The organism is Paraburkholderia dinghuensis, from assembly GCF_003837865.1.
Lineage (GTDB): Bacteria > Pseudomonadota > Gammaproteobacteria > Burkholderiales > Burkholderiaceae > Paraburkholderia > Paraburkholderia dinghuensis.
Genome location: NZ_RQIS01000010.1, coordinates 105,708 through 122,927 on the forward strand (window position 1 = coordinate 105,708; position 17,220 = coordinate 122,927).

Consider the following 17,220-nt stretch of genomic DNA (forward strand, 5'->3'; position numbering starts at 1 on the left):
AAACCGAGAGGAATGACAGCACCATGACATCCAGTGACGACGCGACGCGCGGTGCGCCGCTCGAGCGCGGCGCGGGCGTGGCGGTGTGGCGGCAGATCGAACAGATCCTTGCGGCCGAAATCGCGGCGAAAGGCTTCGGCGAGGATGGCCGCCTGCCGAGCGAAGGCGAGCTGGCCAAACGCTTCGATGTGAACCGCCACACGGTACGGCGCGCGATGCTGGGCCTTGCGGCGATCGGGCTCGTGAGCGTCGAGCAGGGGCGCGGCACGTTCGTGCAGCCAGGCGCGATCGACTACACGATCGGCAAGCGCACGCGCTTCACCGAAAACCTCGAGCGGCACCAGCATTCGGCGGCGGGCAAGCTGCTTGCTTCGTCGCGTGTGAAGGCCGATCCCGCTGTCGCGAAGGCGCTTGGCATTCGCGCGGGCGCACTCGTTTACCGGCTCGAAACGTTGCACGAGTCGGACGGCGTGCCGCTCACCTACGCCCGCAGCTGGTATCCGGCCGCGAGGTTCGCCGATCTGCCCACGGTGATGGAGCGCGTGGAAAGCTCGTCGAAGGCGCTCGCTGAATTCGGTGTGCGCGACTATCTGCGCAAGTGGAGCCGCATCGGCAGCGTGCTGCCCGAGCCCGAAGTCGCGCGGCGTTTGAACATCAACCGGCAGCAGCCGGTGCTGTGGGTCGAGAACGTCGATGTCGATATGGACGGCGTGCCGATCAAATACGGCGTCACGCATTTCGCGGCGGACCGCGTGCAATTGATGGTGGAACACGACGTATGACGGCCGCTCGCGAAAGCTGGAATGGGCAGTCGCGCTTTGCGATCTACTACGCGCCGCCGCGTGAGTCGGCGTGGTGGCGTGCGGGCTGTGCATGGCTCGGCCGCGATCCCGAAACCGATGAAACGTTGAGCGCGCCACAGCCTGAAGGCCTTTTGCGTGCGCTCACTGATATGACGGTCGCGCCGCGCCGCTACGGCTGGCACGGCACGCTCGTGCCGCCGTTTCGTCTCGCGCCGGGCGTGACGCCCGAAACGCTCTACACCGCCGCGCGGCACTGGGCCGCGACACGCGCACGTTTCGCAGTGGCTGCGGAGGCCGCGACGCTCGGCAACTTCGTCGCGCTGCGTCCCGCCGACGATGATGGCGAAGCCGCTTTGCGCGAACTCGCCGCCGACGCGCTGCGCACGCTCGCGCCCATGCGCGCCACACCGACGAGCGCCGAACTCGCACGCCGCCTGGATGCGCCACTCACGGCGCAACAGCGCGCTCACGTGGAGGAATGGGGCTACCCCTATGTGTTCGACGAATTCCGCTTCCACATGACGCTCTCCGATTCGCTCGACGACGCGCAGGCGCGCGAAGCGCTGATCGAGGCGTGGAATGCGCAGATGCGCGACGCAGGGGCGTTGCCGGTGGACGGCGTCGCGCTCTTCGTCGAGCCGCAGCCAGGCGCGCCGTTTGTGCTGTGGCGTCGCGCGGCGTTTCAGGGTGAGGAGCAGCACGCATGAAGGCGCGGTTGATCTATGTAATGGGACCGTCGGGGGCGGGCAAGGACTCGCTGCTCGGCTTCGCACGAACTCGCCTCGTGACGGACGGCATCGTGTTCGCGCATCGCTACATCACACGTCCCGAAGGCGCCGGCGAGAACCACATCGCGCTCACCGACGAGGAGTTCGATCTGCGTTCGCGTCACGGTCTCTTTGCCATGCAGTGGCGCAGCCATGCGCTGCGCTATGGCGTCGGCGTGGAAATCGACCAGTGGCTCGCGTTCGGCTGCACGGTGGTCGTGAACGGCTCGCGTGCGTACGCGGTTGAAGCGCTCGCGCGCTATCCGCAGATGACGTTCATCCACGTCGAGGCCGCGCCCACGGTGCTCGCAGCGCGTCTCGCGTCGCGCGGACGAGAAACAGCCGAGCAGATCGCCGCGCGCCTTGCGCGCCAGGCGCGGTTCGAGGCCCCCGCGGGCGCGAGCGTCGTGCACATCGACAATTCGGGGCGCCTCGCGGATGCGGGTAATGCATTCGTCGACGTCGTGCATCGCGTGGCGGCCGGGCGCTGAGCGCGCCGCAGTGGCGCCAGCGAGTTCGAAGGGTGCTCGAAAGGAGCGCGGATTTTCCCTGTGCGCAGCATCCGTGAGAACATGGAAGCGCCCCGCGAACTCATACGAGAGAGCCATTGGACCGCTTCCAGCAGATGCAGATTTTTACGCGCATCGTCGAGCGCCGCAGCTTCACGCAGGCGGCCGAGGACCTGAACCTGCCGCGCGCGACTGTCACGAACTCGATCAAGAGTCTCGAAACGCGACTGAACGTGCGGCTCCTCGAGCGCACGACGCGCCACGTGAAGCCGACGGCCGAGGGCGACGCCTACTACCGGCACTGCGTGCGCCTGCTCGCCGACGTCGAGGAAACCGAGGGAGCGTTTAGCGAGACCGAGCCGCAAGGGCGTCTGCGCGCGAACATGCAGGGCACGCTAGCCCGGTACTTCGTCGTGCCGCGATTGCCGGAATTTCTGGCGCGCTACCCGCGTGTCGAATTGTTCCTCGGCTCGGGCGACCAGTACGTCGACCTGGTGCGCGAAGGGGTCGATTGCGTGCTGCGCGCGGGCGAACTGTCCGATTCATCGATGATCGCAAGACGCGTCGCGCTGCTGGAGCAGGTGACGTGCGCCAGCCCTGCGTATCTCGAACGCCGCGGTGAACCGGATTCGATCGATGCGCTTGCCGAGGGGCACGAGGCGGTCAATTACCTTTCGCCCGCGACCGGGCGCGCGCACCCGCTGGAATTCACGACGCCGCAAGGCGTGCGCAACGTGACGCTGCCCGGGCCCGTGGCGGTCAATGGCGCGGAGTTGTATACCGCCGCGGCGATCGCGGGACTCGGGATCGTGCAGGTGCCGCGCTACCGGATTCGTGAGCAACTGGCGAACGGAGAACTGTGCGTCGTGCTGTCCGCGCACCCGCCGCCGCCGATGCCCATTTCGGTGCTTTATCCGCAGAACCGGCAGTTGTCGCTGCGCGTTCGCGCGTTCGCGGACTGGCTCGTGCAGGTGTTCGCGGACGTATCGTGATGGCGTGGTGGGCCGTACGATTGGCCCGCGCCGCCGCCATGCCGTACCCGCCGTGTTCCAAGAGGCAGCCGCTTGCGGCAAGGCGCGTTCAGGTGCGCAGCGCGACCATACTGGAGACGCGCTGCGCGGCGTGCTGAAGCGGTTCGAGGAAAGTCTTCACCATCTGCTTCGCCGTTGTGCGCTGCGCATTCCCGCTGATGTTCATCGCCGCGATCACGCGGCCCTGGCGGTTCCGGATCGGCGCGGAGATCGAGATCAGGCCGCCTTCCAGTTCCTGATCGACAATGGCCCAGCCCTGCGAGCGCACCTGCGCGATGATTTTCTTCAGCTTGTCCTTGTCGGTGACGGTGTTCGGCGTGTGCGCGTGGAGCGGCGTGGCGCCGAGCGTGGCGTCGAGCGTTGCCTCGTCGAGGGCGGAGAGCAGCACACGCCCCATCGACGTGCAGTAGGCGGGCAGCCGGCTGCCGATCGAGAGGTTGATCGTCATGATCTTGTGCGTCGGCACGCGCAGGACATAGACGATTTCGGTGCGGTCGAGCACCGCCGCCGAGCAGCTCTCGTGCACCTCGGCCGACAGTTCCTCCATGACGGGCTCAGCGAGATTCCAGAACGGCATCGACGTGAGGTAGGCGAAGCCGAGGTCGAGGATCTTCGGCGTCAGGCGGAAGAGCCGGCCTTCGGCTTCGACATAACCGAGCGTCTGGAGCGTGAGCAGGATGCGGCGAGCGCCGGCACGGGTCAGACCGGTGGCGGTGGCGACGTCGGTGAGCGTTTGCGCGGGATGGTCGGCGTTGAACGCCCGGATGACTGAAAGCCCGCGCGCGAACGACTGCACGTAGGAGTCGCCCGGTTTGTCGGGGATCTCTGCTGGCTCGGCGAAACGGTCGGGCGAGGCGCTGGATGCGGAGGTCATGGGCGACGGAAGGAGCCGGCAGCGGCGCGTTATAAACCGTTCACAATAACGCAAGCAACCTGTTTCGCCAACCTGCTGCGCGGCGCACGTGGAGGCGGGCGGGGGAAGTCCCCCGCACCTGTCCGGAAAGTGCCTGCGGCGCGCCGCGACGGCTTGCGCAGACCGCAGACCGCAGACCGCAGACCGCAGACCGCGGTGCATGGCCCGCGGCGCGCGTCGCGACGGCCTGCACGAGGCGCTATGCTAGTCGCCTTGCCGCGCCGGCCCCGGCGCATACGAACCGACTGGAAGGAGATCACGACCATGCCCCGCTTTGCGGCCAATCTGACGATGATGTACGGCGAGCACGCCTTTCCCGACCGCATCGCGGCGGCGGCGCGCGATGGCTTCGCGGCGGCCGAGTGCCTCTTCCCCTACGACCTCGCAGCCGCCGACCTGAAATCCCGCCTCGATTCGAGCGGCATCGAACTGGTGCTCTTCAACGCACCGCCTGGCGACTGGGCCGCGGGCGAACGCGGGATAGCGTCGTTGCCGGGCCGCGAGGATGAATTCCGCCGCGGCATCGATCGGGCGCTCGGCTACGCACGCGTGCTGGGAACGCGCCGCCTGCATGTGATGGCGGGGCTGCGCGACGCGGCGACACCGCTAGAGGCGCAGCGCGAGCTTTACCTGCGCAACCTGGCCTGGGCGGCTGAGCAGGCGCGGTCCGACGGCATCACGATCCTGATCGAGCCGATCAACACGCGCGACATGCCCGGCTATCTGCTGAACCGCCAGGACGATGCGCAGGCGATCCGCGCCGAACTCAATGCGACGAACCTGCGAGTGCAGTTCGACTGCTACCACTGCCAGATCGTCGAGGGCGACCTGGCGATGAAGCTGCGGCGCGACATCGCCGGAATCGGCCACGTTCAGATCGCGGGCGTTCCCGAGCGTCACGAGCCGGACACCGGCGAGGTGAATTATCCGTACCTGTTCGCGTTGCTCGACGAACTCGGCTACGCGGGATGGATCGGCTGCGAATACCGTCCGCGTGGAGAGACGTCGGCGGGACTGGGTTGGCTGCAGCCCTGGTTGCCACAGCGCGCGTGATAGCAATACAAAAAGGCGCCGGGTGGAATTTATCTGGCGTCAATTTTGATATAAGGCAAATTCAACAATCTTGAAATTGTTGACGCGGACCTTTGGGATTTTGTATTAGCCGGGTCCGCTAAATTCTTCTGCCATCTCAGCCGCGCCATTCAAATGAACTCGCAAAACGCGAGATACCGGGCCGGCTGAAATTTCCTGCTTCTGACGCGGCAAATCGTCCGCTCGCGCTCAGCCTCCTCCCCCCTTCATTGCGCCTTCTTGCTGGGTCCTCCGCGCTTCGAAAGCGCGTTGAAAGTTAATTGCGTCGTTCCGTCGCAGTTGCCATTCCGATACCCGTGACACCCGAAAATGTTTAGCAAAGATCAAATTTAGCGTTTGACTCCTTACGTAGAATTGCGCCGAATGCGACACGGGTGCATTTTGCGTCGCTTTTTGAGACGCAAATGTGGTTGAGCGTTTAAAAGCTGTTTAACGGAAAAACGTGCAAATATGACAAACAGAAAAGCCTTAAAAAGGTGGCTCATCCCCCTCGGCAGCGGGCTGGCCGCATCACTTTCAGGCTGTACCGGTGACTTCCCGCTGCTCGACCCGAAGGGCAGCATCGGCGTCGCAGAGCGGCATCTGATTGCGACCTCCGTCATCACGATGCTCCTCGTGGTGGTTCCCGTGATCCTGCTAACGCTGTGGTTCGCGTACCGCTACCGCGCGTCGAACCGCAACGCCACCTACGCACCCAAGTGGTCGCATTCGACGGCCATCGAAATCGTGGTCTGGGGCATCCCGGCCGTGATCATCCTCTACCTCGCGGTCCTCACCTGGAAGACCTGCCACGAGCTGGATCCGTACAAGCCGCTCGAATCGAGCGTGAAGCCGATCAACGTCGAAGTCGTCGCGCTCGACTGGAAGTGGCTCTTCATCTATCCGGACCTGGGCATTGCGTCGGTGAACCAGCTCGCCGTGCCGGTCGGTACGCCGGTGAATTTCCGCATCACGTCGGACTCGGTGATGAACTCGTTCTACATCCCGGCGCTGGGCTCGCAGATCTACGCGATGGCCGGCATGCAGACGCGTCTGCACCTGATCGCCGACCACGCCGGGACCTACCCGGGCATTTCGGCGAACTTCAGCGGCCGCGGCTTCTCGGACATGAAGTTCAACACGCTCGCGACGAACCAGCAGGACTTCGACGCGTGGGTCCAGAAGGTGAAGGCGTCGTCGACGCAGCTCTCGATGGATCAATACACGACGGTCGCCCAGCCGACTGAGAAGGCGCCCGTTCAGTACTTCTCGACGGTCGATCCGAAGCTCTTCAACAACATCATCGCGAAGTACAACAACGGCCACGTTACCGAATTCAACGACGCGTCGTGCAGTACGGGAACGAAGGGGTAAACATGTTCGGAAAACTTACATTAGAGGCGATTCCGTTCGATCAGCCGATCATCATGGGCGCTACGGCGTTCATGGCGTTGCTCGTGGTCGGCCTGCTCGGTCTCGTGACCGTAATGGGGAAGTGGAAGTACCTCTGGACCGAATGGTTCACGAGCGTCGACCACAAGCGCATTGGCGTGATGTACATGATCGTCGCGGTGCTCATGCTCGTGCGCGGCTTCGCCGACGCCGTGATGATGCGTATCCAGCAGGCCATTGCTTTGAATGGTCCAGGCTATCTCCCGCCGCACCACTTCGACCAGATCTTCACGGCGCACGGCGTCATCATGATCTTCTTCATGGCGATGGCGATCATGGTCGGCCTGTTCAACCTCGTCATTCCGCTGCAGATCGGCGCACGCGACGTGGCGTTCCCGTTCCTGAACTCGCTTTCGTTCTGGATGACGGCGATCAGCGCGATCCTGATGAACCTCTCGCTCTTTATCGGCGAGTTTGGGCAGGTGGGCTGGCTCGCGTATGCGCCGCTTTCGGAGCTGCAATACAGTCCGGGCGTGGGGGTCGACTACTACATCTGGTCGATTCAGTTGTCCGGCGTCGGCACCTTGCTCACCGCGGTCAACTTCTTCGTCACGATCCTGAAGATGCGCGCCCCGGGCATGACGATGATGAAGATGCCGGTGTTCGCGTGGACGGCGCTGTGCTCGAACGTGCTCGTCATGGCGATCTTCCCGATTCTGACGATCGCGCTCGCACTGCTCGGCCTCGACCGCTACCTCGGCATGCACTTCTTCACGAATGACGGCGGCGGCAACCCGATGGTTTATCTGAACCTGATCTGGGCGTGGGGTCACCCCGAGGTGTACGTCCTCGTGCTGCCTGCGTTCGGTATCTATTCGGAAGTCATGGCCACGTTCTGCAAGAAGCCGCTGTTCGGCTACAAGACGATGGTCTACGCGTCGTGCGTCATCATGGTTCTCGCGTTCCTCGTCTGGGCGCACCACTTCTTCACGATGGGTGCGGGCGCTGACGTCAATGCGTTCTTCGGCATCATGACGATGATCATCGGCGTCCCGACGGGCGTGAAGATCTTCAACTGGCTGTTCACGATGTACCGCGGCCGTGTGCAGTTCACCGCACCGGTGCTCTGGACGATCGGCTTCATGGTGACGTTCTCGATCGCCGGCATGACCGGCGTGATGCTGGCGATCCCCGGCGCGGACTTCGTGCTGCACAACTCGCTCTTCCTCGTTGCGCACTTCCACAACGCGATTATCGGCGGTGTGGTGTTCGGCTACCTGGCCGGCCTGCAGTACTGGTTCCCGAAGGTCTTCGGCATCAAGCCCAACGAGAAGCTCGCCAAGGCGTCGTTCTGGTGCTGGTTCGTCGGCTTCTGGGTGGCGTTCACGCCGATCTATGTGCTCGGCTTCATGGGCGCAACCCGTCGTCTGAACCACTACGACAACCCGGACTGGCAACCGTACTTCGTCATCGCGGCGATCGGCGCGGCCATCATCGCCCTCGGCATCGTGTTCCAGGTGCTGCTGTGGGTGATGGCATTCGTCAACCGCAACAAGGCGGAGTGCAAGGACCTGACGGGCGATCCGTGGGGCGGCCGTACGCTCGAGTGGTCGATCTCGTCGCCGCCGCCGGTTTATAACTTCGCGGTGATCCCGCACGTGCAGGAACTCGACGAGTTTGCCGATATGAAGGAAACCGGCCGTGGCCTGGGTCTTCAGGCGCACTACAGCGACATCCATATGCCGTCGAACACGGCAGGTGGCTTCCTGATCGGCGTGTTCAGCCTCTTGCTCGGCTTCGCGGGTGTGTGGCACATCACGTGGCTGGCTGTGCTGGCGCTCGTCGCCATCGTGTTCACGGTCGCTGCCCGCAGCTTCGGCAACAACGACGGTTACTACATTCCCGCCGCACGCGTGCGTGAAATTGAAGAAAGGCGTCATCGCGTCACTGCTGCAGACCGCGAACTTGCCGCTGTGGAGGCCAACTAATGTTGCAGAAAACCAATACGGCGAACCTCGCCGATTTCGCTCACGACGATCACCCGGAGTCGCATTCCGTATTCGGCTTCTGGATCTACCTGATGACCGACCTCGTGCTGTTCGCCTCGCTGTTCGCGGCGTTCGGTTGCTTCGCGCATCAGTTCGCGGGTGGCCCCACGGGCAAGGATCTGTTCGATATCCCGGGCGTCGCGCTCGAAACCGGCGTGCTGCTGCTTTCCAGCATTACCTACGGTTTTGCGATGCTCGGCGCGCACCAGCGCAAGAGGGGCGCGGTGCTCCTGTGGCTCGCGGTGACCTTCGTGCTCGGCGCGATGTTCATTACGTTCGAACTGCGCGAGTTCTCGCATCTGATCGCCGAGGGTAACGGCCCGCAGCGCAGCGCGTTCCTGTCGGCGTTCTTCACGCTGGTCAGCACGCACGGTCTGCACGTGTTCTTCGGTCTCGTCTGGATGGCCGTGATGATGCTGCAGGTCCTGCGCCGCCCGCTCGGGGAGCAGGAAATCCGCCGGCTGACGTGCCTGAGCCTCTTCTGGCACTTCCTCGACATCGTGTGGATCTGCGTGTTTTCTTTTGTCTATCTCGGGAGCGTGGTCTAAATGGCTCATTCTCAGTCGCAGGCTCACGGCAGTCTTGGTGGCTATGCCGTGGGCTTCATCCTTTCGGTGATCCTGACCGCGGCCGCGTTCGGTCTCGTGCTGCACGGTACGTTCACGTCGAGTAGCGCCTTGTTCGTGCTGGCCATCCTCGCGTTCGTGCAGGTCATCGTTCATCTCGTGTTCTTCCTGCATCTGAATACATCGAAGGGTCAGGGCATGAACGTGCTGTCGCTCGGCTATACGGTGCTTGCTGCCGCATTCCTGATCTTCGGCACGATCTGGGTCATGAACAACGTCACCATGCTCATGATGTCGCGTTAAGCACGGCAGCTGTTTCGCGGCGGTTTGTTGCCGCGATACAGTTTTCGTTAGCGTGCCCAACGGCCGCACAGACTTTGTGTCTGTGCGGCCGTTTCCTTTTTGGTGCACCAGTTTGCGTGAGGGGCGCTTGTCCGGTGTTTCCTGCTGGCATCAGTTTGATTTGTTCGACCGACGACCATGGTTGCGCACAGGAGCGTAGCCGTAACATGCGCGGCGTGATCAGGTGCGTCTGCACAATGCCTCGCGACAAGCGTGCCTCAAAACGAAAACGCCGGTGCGCAGCGATCAATTCGCTGCGCACCGGCGTTTTTCACAGGGCGCCCGGGGGGCGCCCGCTTTGCTTTACAGGCCGCCCATGCACATGTACTTGACGACGACGTAGTCATCGACGCCGTAATGCGAGCCTTCGCGGCCGAGGCCCGACTGCTTCACGCCGCCGAACGGCGCGACTTCGTTCGAGATCAGGCCAGTGTTGATGCCCACCATGCCATATTCGAGCGCCTCGGCGACTCGCCATACGCGGCCGATGTCGCGGCTATAGAAGTACGCCGCAAGACCGAACTCGGTATCGTTCGCCATCCTGATCACTTCTTCATCCGTCGAGAAGCGGAACAGCGGGGCGAGCGGGCCGAACGTCTCGTCGCGCGCGACCTTCATCGCGGGCGTCACGCCCGTGAGGATCGTCGGTTCGAAGAAGCCGTGGCCAAGCGCGTGGCGTTTGCCGCCCGTGATGACCTGCGCACCCTTCGCGAGCGCGTCTTCGATGTGCGATTCCACCTTCAGCACGGCGGCTTCGTTGATGAGCGGACCCTGCGTCACGCCCGCTTCGGTGCCGAGGCCGACCTTCAGCTTTTCGACGGCATCGCGCAGTTTGGCCGCGAACGTGTCGTACACCTTGTCGTGAACGTAGAAGCGGTTCGTGCAGACGCAGGTCTGGCCGCTGTTGCGATACTTCGATGCGACGGCGCCCGCAACGGCCGCGTCGATGTCGGCGTCGTCGAACACGATGAACGGCGCGTTGCCGCCCAGTTCGAGCGAAACCTTCTTGACGGTCGGCGCGCATTGGCCCATCAGCAGACGGCCCACCGGCGTCGAGCCCGTGAACGACAGCTTGCGCACGGTCGGGTTGCTCGTCAGTTCGCCGCCGATCGCCTTGGGGTCGCCGGTGATGACGCTGAAGATGCCTGCCGGCACGCCCGCGCGCTGCGCGAGCACGGCCATGGCGAGCGCGGAGAACGGCGTGGCTTCAGCCGGCTTCACGACGATCGGGCAGCCAGCGGCCAGCGCCGGGCCGACCTTGCGGGTGATCATCGCGGCGGGGAAATTCCACGGCGTGATCGCTGCGCAGACGCCGACCGGCTCCTTCGTGACGACGAGGCGGCGGTCGTTCGCGACCGTCGGGATCGTGTCGCCGTAGATGCGCTTGCCTTCTTCCGCGAACCATTCGAGGAACGAGGCGGCGTAGCCGATTTCGCCTTTCGCTTCGGCGAGCGGCTTGCCTTGTTCGGTGGTGAGGATCAGCGCGAGGTCGTCGGCGTTTTCGACCATCAGGTCGTGCCACTTGCGCAGGATTGCGCCGCGCTCTTTGGCGGTCTTCGCGCGCCAGGCCGGCCAGGCGGTGTTTGCGGCGGCGATCGCGCGTTTCGTTTCCGCCGCGCCCATGCGCGGCACCGTGCCGAGCAGTGCGCCGGTGGCGGGGTTCGTCACGTCCAGCGTGGCGCCATCGTCGGCGCCTTGCCATTCGCCGGCGAGGAACGCCTTGTTTTGCAGCAGCGATGCGTCTTTCAGGTTCATGGATGAACTCCGGACTAGCTTCGATTCAATTGATCAGTGATGCGAACGGATGGTGCTTTCGTGCCGCCCGTGCGTATGACTCAAAACGTCGGACGGCACAGCGGCGCGTGCCGCTGTGCCGTCCCGAGCGCGTGAGGTTACGCGCTTTCGCTCGATCAGGCAGCGACGCCGACCGCTTCCTTCAGCGATTCCGCGATGATCGCGAGCGCTTCGTCGAACACGTTGTCCGGCGTGGTCAGCGGGAACAGGAAGCGCACGACGTTCGAGTACACGCCGCAGACGAGCAGAATCAGACCGCGCTCGAGTGCCGCCGCCTGAACGCGCTTCGTGAAGTCGGCATCCGGCTCGGTCGTGCCCGGCTTGCAGAGTTCGACGGCGATCATCGCGCCCGGACCGCGCACTTCGGTGATCTGCGGGACTTCCGCCTTCAGCGCGTTGAGCTTGGCCTTGAGCTTGTCGCCGAGCTTCGTGGCGCGCTCGCAGAGCTTCTCTTCGTCGATGACGTCGAGCACCGCGTGCGCCGCCGCGACGGCCAGCGGGTTACCCGCGTAGGTGCCGCCGAGGCCGCCCGGCGCTGCTGCGTCCATGAGTTCGGCACGGCCGACCACGCCCGACAGCGGCATGCCGCCGGCGAGGCTCTTGGCGATCGTCATCAGATCAGGCGCGACGCCATGGTGTTCCATCGCGAACAGCTTGCCCGTGCGTGCGAAGCCGGTCTGGACTTCGTCGGCGATCAGCAGGATGCCGTGCGTATCGCAGATCTTGCGCAGGCCTTGCACGAAATCCGTCGGCGCCGGGCAGAAACCGCCTTCGCCCTGAACCGGTTCGAAGATGATTGCAGCGACACGCTTCGGATCGACGTCGGCCTTGAACAGCGATTCGATGGCCTTCAGTGCGTCGGCGGTCGTGACGCCGTGGAGCGCGTTCGGATACGGCGCGTGGTAGACGTCCGACGGGAACGGGCCGAAGCCGAGCTTGTACGGGGCGACCTTGCCGGTGAGCGCCATGCCCATCAGCGTGCGACCGTGGAAGCCGCCTGCGAACGCGATCACGGCCGGACGGCCCGTTGCGGCGCGCGCGATCTTCACGGCGTTTTCGACAGCTTCAGCGCCGGTCGTGAAGAAGGTGGCCTTCTTCGCGAAGTTGCCCGGGGCACGCTTCACGATCTTCTCGGCCAGCGAAACGTAGGACTCGTACGGCACGACCTGGTAGCAGGTGTGCGTGAAGTGGTCGAGCTGCTCGCGGACGGCAGCGATGATCTTCGGATGGCGGTGGCCCGTGTTGCACACGGCGATGCCGGCCGCGAAGTCGATGAAGCGGCGGCCTTCGACGTCCCACAGCTCCGCGTTCTCGGCGCGCGCGGCGTAGAAGTTGCACATCACGCCAACGCCGCGCGGGGTGGCGGCGTCCTTGCGGCTTACCAGTTCAGCGTTCTTCACATTCATCTCCTTCACGGTCGATTCTGGGTATGGGTGTATCGGTGTTTCGGTGGTTTCAGGCCGCCTGGCGGCCGATGGAGCGACTATACTCAGGTTTGGCTCTAAATTTCAGAGCCATTTAGTAAAATTCATAGGAGCCAATTTCGATGCGAGCGAGCGTCCTGTCCGACTGGCTGGCCCAGCGGCTCGAGCGCGGGAGCGGTCAGCCGGTCTATCGGCAACTGCACCGGCTGCTGCAACAGGCGATCCTGTCCCGCGAATTGCCCCCGGGGACGCGCGTGCCGTCGTCGCGGCTGCTGGCGGCCGAACTGGGGATTGCGCGCAATACCGTCACGCAGGTCTACGAGCAACTGGTGCTCGAGGGGTACGTCAGCTCGGCGACCGGGCGCGGGACTTTCGTCGCGGATTCGTCGCCGGACGAGATCGTGGGTGCGAACGAGTCCGGCTACATGGGGACGGATCGAATGGCGCTGACGCGCGGTGCCGCCGCGAGCCTGGTCCCTGCCGCGTCGCCCTCCTCGGGCAGCGCGGTGGCGCCCACAGTCGGCACGCATTCGTCGCGCGAAGCCGCACGCGCGCTCTCGTCGCGCGGCACGCGGCTGATCGCGGGTGCGGGGGTCTCGAAGCGCCAGGGCGGGGCGTTCATGCCAGGCGTGCCCGACGTTTCCCGCTTCCCGTCGCGCGTGTGGACGCGGCTGCACAACAAATACTGGCGCAGCCTGCGCCCGGACCTGCTGACTTACGCGCCGGGCGGCGGCCTCGCGCTGCTGCGTCACGTGCTCGCCGATTACCTGCGCACTTCGCGTTCGGTGCGCTGCTCGCCGGAGCAGATCATCATCACGACCGGCATCCACCAGTCGGTCGACCTGGCCGTGCGCCTGCTCACCGATTCCGGCGACGTCATCTGGACCGAGGATCCGTGTTACTGGGGCCTGCGCAGCGTGCTGCACGTGTCGGGTCTGAACTCGCGTCCGATCGCCGTGGACAGCGAAGGCATCAATCCCTCAGCCGATGACTTCGCCGCGCCGCCCAAGCTGATTCTCGTCACGCCGTCGCATCAATATCCGCTCGGCATGGTGATGAGCCTCGCGCGCCGCCGCATGTTGCTCGAATACGCGCGCCAGCATCAATGCTGGATCATCGAGGACGATTACGACAGCGAGTTCCGCTACGGCAGCCGTCCGCTCGCGTCGCTGCAGGGCCTCGATGATGCGGGGCAGGTGATCTATGTGGGGAGCTTTGGCAAGACACTGTTTCCGGGGTTGCGCGTGGGTTATCTGGTCGCGCCCGAGTCGCTCGCCGAGAGCTTCGCGATGGCAAGCGCCGAGCTTTATCGTGAAGGGCAGTTGCTCCAGCAGGCCGTGCTCGCGGAATTCATCGCCGAAGGGCATTTCACGTCGCACATCCGCAAGATGCGCGGGCTGTACGGGCAGCGCCGCGAGGCGCTGCTGCATGCCGCCGCGAGCCGCTACGGCGACGCGCTGCCCGCGATGGGCGGCGACGCCGGCCTGCACGTCGTGATGCAGTTGCCCGAGGGCTGCGATGACCGCGCCGTCGCGGAAGCCGCGCTCGCGCGCAATATCGTCGTGCGGCCGTTGTCGGGGTATTACGCCGAGCGTTCGCGTGCGGCGTCGGGCTTGCTGATCGGCTATGCGTGCGTGCCCGACGAGGAAATCGCGCCCGCGTTCAATACGCTGGCCGAAGCGATCGACGTGACGCTCCCGGCGATTGCCTGACAAGCAACACGGCGCAACGCGTTCACAGCCGGATCAGCACGGCGCCACCCGTCACGAGCGCGCACGCGATCAGGTGGCGCGCCGTGAGTTTTTCCTTCATGAAGAGCCAGCCGATCAGCACGGCGAAGATGGAGCTGAGTTCGCGCAGCGCCGAGACCGTCGCGATCGGCAGATAGCGGAACGCTTCGATCACGAGGCAGTACGCGGTAAGCGCGATGAGGCCGGCCAGCATGCCTTTCGCGACTTCGTTCTTCGACGCGAAGAACTGCTGCCTGCCGCCGCGCAGATGCCAGACCATGACGAACTGCGGGATGTTCCAGAGCAGGTAGACCCACATGATGTAGCTGAGGCTATTGCCCGCGAGCCGCGCGCCAAGGCCATCGACGACCGAGTACGAAGCGATGAAGAAGCCCGTGAGCAGCGCATAGGGCACGCTTTCGCCGGAGAAGCGCATGCCGCGCCGGAACGCGAGCGACATGATGCCGACCGAGACGAGCGCCACGCCGGTTGCCGCGAGCGGCTTGAGCGCCTCGTGCGCGAACACGAGCGCGCCGACGAAAACGAGCATCGGCGAAAGTCCGCGCGCGATCGGATAGATTTGCCCGAAGTCGCCGCTGCGATAGGCGCGGATCAGCGTGATGCAGTAGGCGAATTCCAGTACCACCGATGCGGCGATATACGGCCAGCTAGCGGGCAATGGTGCGGGCAGCACCATCACGCCGATCGCGCTTACGACGAGGTACGGAATCGACATCATGCCGAGCAGCCAGAGGCGGTCGCCGGACAGATGGAGAAAGGCGTTCCAGCTCGCGTGCAGAAGTGCCGAGAGCAGGACCAGCAGAACGACGAAAGTGGCCATCAGGGAAGGCGGGCGCGTTACGCGTCTTTGTTGTGTTGGGCTAGAACGCGATTATTCCAGCTTTTTTAGCATGCGATGCGCGCCGCCGGGATGGCTTTGCGAAAGGCGTAGTGAACGCGTTCAGATGACGCGCTCGCGCAGCCAGGCGGAGATGAGATCGATCAGCGTGACTACGGCGATCACCATGATCAGCACGGCGCAGGTCTGCCCGTACTCGAATGAACGGATTTCCTCGTACAGCACGACCCCGATGCCACCGGCGCCGACCATGCCCACCACCATGGCGGAACGCACATTCGATTCGAAGCGGTAAAGCGCATACGAGATCCACAGGGGCATCACCTGGGGCAGCACACCGTAGATGATTTCGTCGAGCGGTGTCGCGCCCGTCGCGCGCACGCCTTCGGCGGGACGCGGGTCGATGGCTTCGACCGCTTCGGCGAAGAGCTTGGCCAGCACGCCCGTCGTGTGGACCCACAGCGCAAGCACGCCCGCGAACGGGCCGAGCCCCACCGCGACGATGAACAGCATCGCGAACACCATCTCGTTGATGGCGCGGCACGCGTCCATTGCGCGGCGCACGGGATGGCGGATCCACGCGGGCGTGAGATTGCTCGCCGACAGGAGCCCGCACGGCACCGAGCAGACGATCGAGAGCGCTGTGCCCCATAGCGCGACTGCGAGCGTCACCCACATTTCGTGGACGTAGGTACGCCACTCCGTGAATTTCGGCGGAAAGAAATCGCTTGCGAACTGGGCCATGTTCCCGGAATCGGTGAACAGGTCGAGCGGACGCATGTCCGCGCCGCGCCACGCAGCGCCCAGCAGCATGAACAGAATGGCCCAGCCGGCCAGAGAGGACCAACTGCGCTTCGGAGGCTGGGCCGCCACGACGCGCGGCGCGAGTGCATCAGCCGGCGCCGGGCGTGCCATGGGCGTCGGCTGCGCGCCGGCGCTGTCCTGCACGACGCGCGCGGCGTCGAGGTCCGTCGTGTTCATTGCTTCGACGTTGCGGCGAGCGCGCTGATTTTCGCGTCGATGGCCGCGATCTGGCTCTTGCGGTCGCCCTCGGAGAGACTCGTATCGGCGGCGATCTTCTGCTTCTGCTGGAACAGCGCGATCTGGCGGACCGGATCCAGTTGTGCGTCCGTCGACGGTGCGAAGCCGGCGTAGCCCGTGATGTCAGCCATAATCTTCTTCTCGCGCGGATCGGTCTTGGCGTAGTGATAGAAGAAGTCACGCAGCTTCTGTTTCGTCGCTTCAGGCAGATCCTTGCGGAAGACGAGCGGGTCGGACGGGATGAGCGGAGAAGTCCACAGCACGCGCACCTGCTGGAAGCGATCCGGGTGCTTCTTCTCCAGCGTCGCGAGCTCTTCCGTGTTGTTGGTCGCGATATCGACCTTGTTGTTCACCACGGCGAGCAGGTTCGCTTCGTGGCTCGACGGCAGCACGGTCTTGAACGACGTCGAGTTGACCGGCACGTTGTGCTGCGCGAACAGGTAGTAGCCCGGGACCAGCGTGCCCGAGGTCGAGTTCGGATCGCCCCAGCCGAGCGTCACGTCTTTCGTGTTCTTGAACACGTCGTCGAGCGTCTTGAAACGGCTGTTGACGTTGGTGATCAGAATCGATTTGTAGCCCGTGTCGCCGTTTGCGTACAGCACCTTCGCAAATACTTCGCCATCCGAACGATCTACGGCTTGCATTGCCGACGCATTGCCGAAATAGCCGATCTGCACCTTGTTGAAGCGCATGCCTTCGATAATGCCCGAGTAGTCGGTTGCGAAGAATGCCTCGACGTGCAGGCCGGTCTGGCGATTCAGATCATCGATGAACGGCTGCCAGCGCTGTTTGAGCACCGCGGACGAATCCGTGGAGATGATGCCGAAGCTCAGGTCTTCGGCATGCGCAGCGGTGCCGGAAAACGCGACGCAAGCGGCGCTCGCGGCGAGCAGGGAGCGAAGCAGTTTCATGGGTTACGGTCCGTTTTCA

The 17,220-nt window shown here is 64.3% G+C and carries 16 protein-coding genes; 10 read left to right on the forward strand and 6 right to left on the reverse strand.

Annotated elements, in window-relative coordinates:
• The first annotated feature begins 23 nt into the window (after positions 1 to 23).
• The 4 genes from phnF (at position 24) to D1Y85_RS15085 (ending at position 3,071) form a co-directional block, all read left to right on the forward strand.
• Positions 24 to 782, forward strand: coding sequence for a phosphonate metabolism transcriptional regulator PhnF (phnF, locus tag D1Y85_RS15070; protein WP_124151870.1), 759 nt, complete (start codon positions 24 to 26; stop codon positions 780 to 782).
• Entirely contained in the window at positions 779 to 1,510 is a 732-nt protein-coding gene (locus D1Y85_RS15075; RefSeq protein WP_124151871.1) for a DUF1045 domain-containing protein, read from the forward strand. Before phnF ends, D1Y85_RS15075 begins: the two co-directional genes overlap by 4 nt.
• Positions 1,507 to 2,061, forward strand: a complete 555-nt coding sequence (gene phnN / locus D1Y85_RS15080) for a phosphonate metabolism protein/1,5-bisphosphokinase (PRPP-forming) PhnN (protein WP_124151872.1) — start codon at positions 1,507 to 1,509, stop codon at positions 2,059 to 2,061. Before D1Y85_RS15075 ends, phnN begins: the two co-directional genes overlap by 4 nt.
• A 116-nt stretch (positions 2,062 to 2,177) precedes the next feature.
• Positions 2,178 to 3,071, forward strand: a complete 894-nt coding sequence (locus D1Y85_RS15085; RefSeq protein WP_124151873.1) for a LysR family transcriptional regulator — start codon at positions 2,178 to 2,180, stop codon at positions 3,069 to 3,071.
• Positions 3,072 to 3,159: 88 nt separating this feature from the next.
• Here D1Y85_RS15085 and D1Y85_RS15090 read toward each other — a convergent pair whose 3' ends face one another.
• Positions 3,160 to 3,984, reverse strand: a complete 825-nt coding sequence (locus D1Y85_RS15090; RefSeq protein WP_124151874.1) for an IclR family transcriptional regulator — start codon at positions 3,982 to 3,984, stop codon at positions 3,160 to 3,162.
• A gap of 303 nt (positions 3,985 to 4,287) precedes the next feature.
• Between D1Y85_RS15090 and otnI the strand changes: the two genes are divergently transcribed.
• The 5 genes from otnI (at position 4,288) to cyoD (ending at position 9,403) form a co-directional block, all read left to right on the forward strand.
• Positions 4,288 to 5,076 (forward strand): 2-oxo-tetronate isomerase, encoded by a 789-nt coding sequence (gene otnI / locus D1Y85_RS15095; protein ID WP_124151875.1) that lies wholly within the window; start codon positions 4,288 to 4,290, stop codon positions 5,074 to 5,076.
• A 489-nt stretch (positions 5,077 to 5,565) separates the two neighbouring features.
• Positions 5,566 to 6,468, forward strand: a complete 903-nt coding sequence (gene cyoA, locus D1Y85_RS15100) for a ubiquinol oxidase subunit II (RefSeq protein ID WP_124151876.1) — start codon at positions 5,566 to 5,568, stop codon at positions 6,466 to 6,468.
• A gap of 2 nt (positions 6,469 to 6,470) precedes the next feature.
• Entirely contained in the window at positions 6,471 to 8,474 is a 2,004-nt protein-coding gene (gene cyoB, locus D1Y85_RS15105) for a cytochrome o ubiquinol oxidase subunit I (protein WP_124151877.1), read from the forward strand.
• Positions 8,474 to 9,082 carry a cytochrome o ubiquinol oxidase subunit III gene (gene cyoC, locus D1Y85_RS15110; RefSeq protein ID WP_124151878.1) on the forward strand — a complete coding sequence of 203 codons (609 nt, stop codon included), beginning with the start codon at positions 8,474 to 8,476 and terminating at the stop codon, positions 9,080 to 9,082. The genes cyoB and cyoC overlap by 1 nt, the downstream gene beginning before the upstream one ends.
• Positions 9,083 to 9,403: a cytochrome o ubiquinol oxidase subunit IV gene (cyoD, locus tag D1Y85_RS15115; RefSeq protein ID WP_124151879.1), complete on the forward strand. Its 321-nt coding sequence runs from the start codon at positions 9,083 to 9,085 to the stop codon at positions 9,401 to 9,403. It abuts the gene before it with no gap.
• Between the two features lie 342 nt (positions 9,404 to 9,745).
• On the opposite strand, the gene gabD is transcribed toward cyoD, so the two are convergent.
• Positions 9,746 to 11,197, reverse strand: coding sequence for an NADP-dependent succinate-semialdehyde dehydrogenase (gene gabD, locus D1Y85_RS15120; protein ID WP_124151880.1), 1,452 nt, complete (start codon positions 11,195 to 11,197; stop codon positions 9,746 to 9,748).
• 155 nt (positions 11,198 to 11,352) lie between these two features.
• Positions 11,353 to 12,642 (reverse strand): 4-aminobutyrate--2-oxoglutarate transaminase, encoded by a 1,290-nt coding sequence (locus D1Y85_RS15125; RefSeq protein WP_124151994.1) that lies wholly within the window; start codon positions 12,640 to 12,642, stop codon positions 11,353 to 11,355.
• A gap of 140 nt (positions 12,643 to 12,782) precedes the next feature.
• Here D1Y85_RS15125 and pdxR point away from each other — a divergent pair, with 140 nt between their 5' ends.
• Positions 12,783 to 14,372: a MocR-like pyridoxine biosynthesis transcription factor PdxR gene (pdxR, locus tag D1Y85_RS15130; protein WP_124151881.1), complete on the forward strand. Its 1,590-nt coding sequence runs from the start codon at positions 12,783 to 12,785 to the stop codon at positions 14,370 to 14,372.
• Positions 14,373 to 14,394: 22 nt separating this feature from the next.
• Here pdxR and D1Y85_RS15135 read toward each other — a convergent pair whose 3' ends face one another.
• From D1Y85_RS15135 to phnD, 3 genes are all read right to left on the reverse strand, one after another.
• On the reverse strand, positions 14,395 to 15,231 hold the full coding sequence (locus tag D1Y85_RS15135) for a DMT family transporter (RefSeq protein ID WP_124151882.1): 837 nt from the start codon (positions 15,229 to 15,231) through the stop codon (positions 14,395 to 14,397).
• Positions 15,232 to 15,351: 120 nt separating this feature from the next.
• Positions 15,352 to 16,164: a phosphonate ABC transporter, permease protein PhnE gene (gene phnE, locus D1Y85_RS15140; RefSeq protein WP_124151995.1), complete on the reverse strand. Its 813-nt coding sequence runs from the start codon at positions 16,162 to 16,164 to the stop codon at positions 15,352 to 15,354.
• 62 nt (positions 16,165 to 16,226) lie between these two features.
• Positions 16,227 to 17,201 carry a phosphonate ABC transporter substrate-binding protein gene (gene phnD / locus D1Y85_RS15145; protein WP_124151883.1) on the reverse strand — a complete coding sequence of 325 codons (975 nt, stop codon included), beginning with the start codon at positions 17,199 to 17,201 and terminating at the stop codon, positions 16,227 to 16,229.
• Positions 17,202 to 17,220: the final 19 nt, after the last annotated feature.

Excerpts from the sequence above, each read along its gene's own strand:
- phnN (WP_124151872.1), top strand. The coding sequence starts at position 1,507 with ATGAAGGCGCGGTTGATCTATGTAATGGGACCGTCGGGGGCGGGCAAG.
- D1Y85_RS15075 (WP_124151871.1), top strand. The coding sequence starts at position 779 with ATGACGGCCGCTCGCGAAAGCTGGAATGGGCAGTCGCGCTTTGCGATC.
- D1Y85_RS15135 (WP_124151882.1), bottom strand. The coding sequence starts at position 15,231 with ATGGCCACTTTCGTCGTTCTGCTGGTCCTGCTCTCGGCACTTCTGCAC.
- otnI (WP_124151875.1), top strand. The coding sequence starts at position 4,288 with ATGCCCCGCTTTGCGGCCAATCTGACGATGATGTACGGCGAGCACGCC.
- D1Y85_RS15090 (WP_124151874.1), bottom strand. The coding sequence starts at position 3,984 with ATGACCTCCGCATCCAGCGCCTCGCCCGACCGTTTCGCCGAGCCAGCA.
- phnD (WP_124151883.1), bottom strand. The coding sequence starts at position 17,201 with ATGAAACTGCTTCGCTCCCTGCTCGCCGCGAGCGCCGCTTGCGTCGCG.
- pdxR (WP_124151881.1), top strand. The coding sequence starts at position 12,783 with ATGCGAGCGAGCGTCCTGTCCGACTGGCTGGCCCAGCGGCTCGAGCGC.
- cyoA (WP_124151876.1), top strand. The coding sequence starts at position 5,566 with ATGACAAACAGAAAAGCCTTAAAAAGGTGGCTCATCCCCCTCGGCAGC.
- D1Y85_RS15125 (WP_124151994.1), bottom strand. The coding sequence starts at position 12,642 with ATGAATGTGAAGAACGCTGAACTGGTAAGCCGCAAGGACGCCGCCACC.
- phnF (WP_124151870.1), top strand. The coding sequence starts at position 24 with ATGACATCCAGTGACGACGCGACGCGCGGTGCGCCGCTCGAGCGCGGC.
- phnE (WP_124151995.1), bottom strand. The coding sequence starts at position 16,164 with ATGGCACGCCCGGCGCCGGCTGATGCACTCGCGCCGCGCGTCGTGGCG.
- gabD (WP_124151880.1), bottom strand. The coding sequence starts at position 11,197 with ATGAACCTGAAAGACGCATCGCTGCTGCAAAACAAGGCGTTCCTCGCC.
- cyoB (WP_124151877.1), top strand. The coding sequence starts at position 6,471 with ATGTTCGGAAAACTTACATTAGAGGCGATTCCGTTCGATCAGCCGATC.
- cyoC (WP_124151878.1), top strand. The coding sequence starts at position 8,474 with ATGTTGCAGAAAACCAATACGGCGAACCTCGCCGATTTCGCTCACGAC.
- cyoD (WP_124151879.1), top strand. The coding sequence starts at position 9,083 with ATGGCTCATTCTCAGTCGCAGGCTCACGGCAGTCTTGGTGGCTATGCC.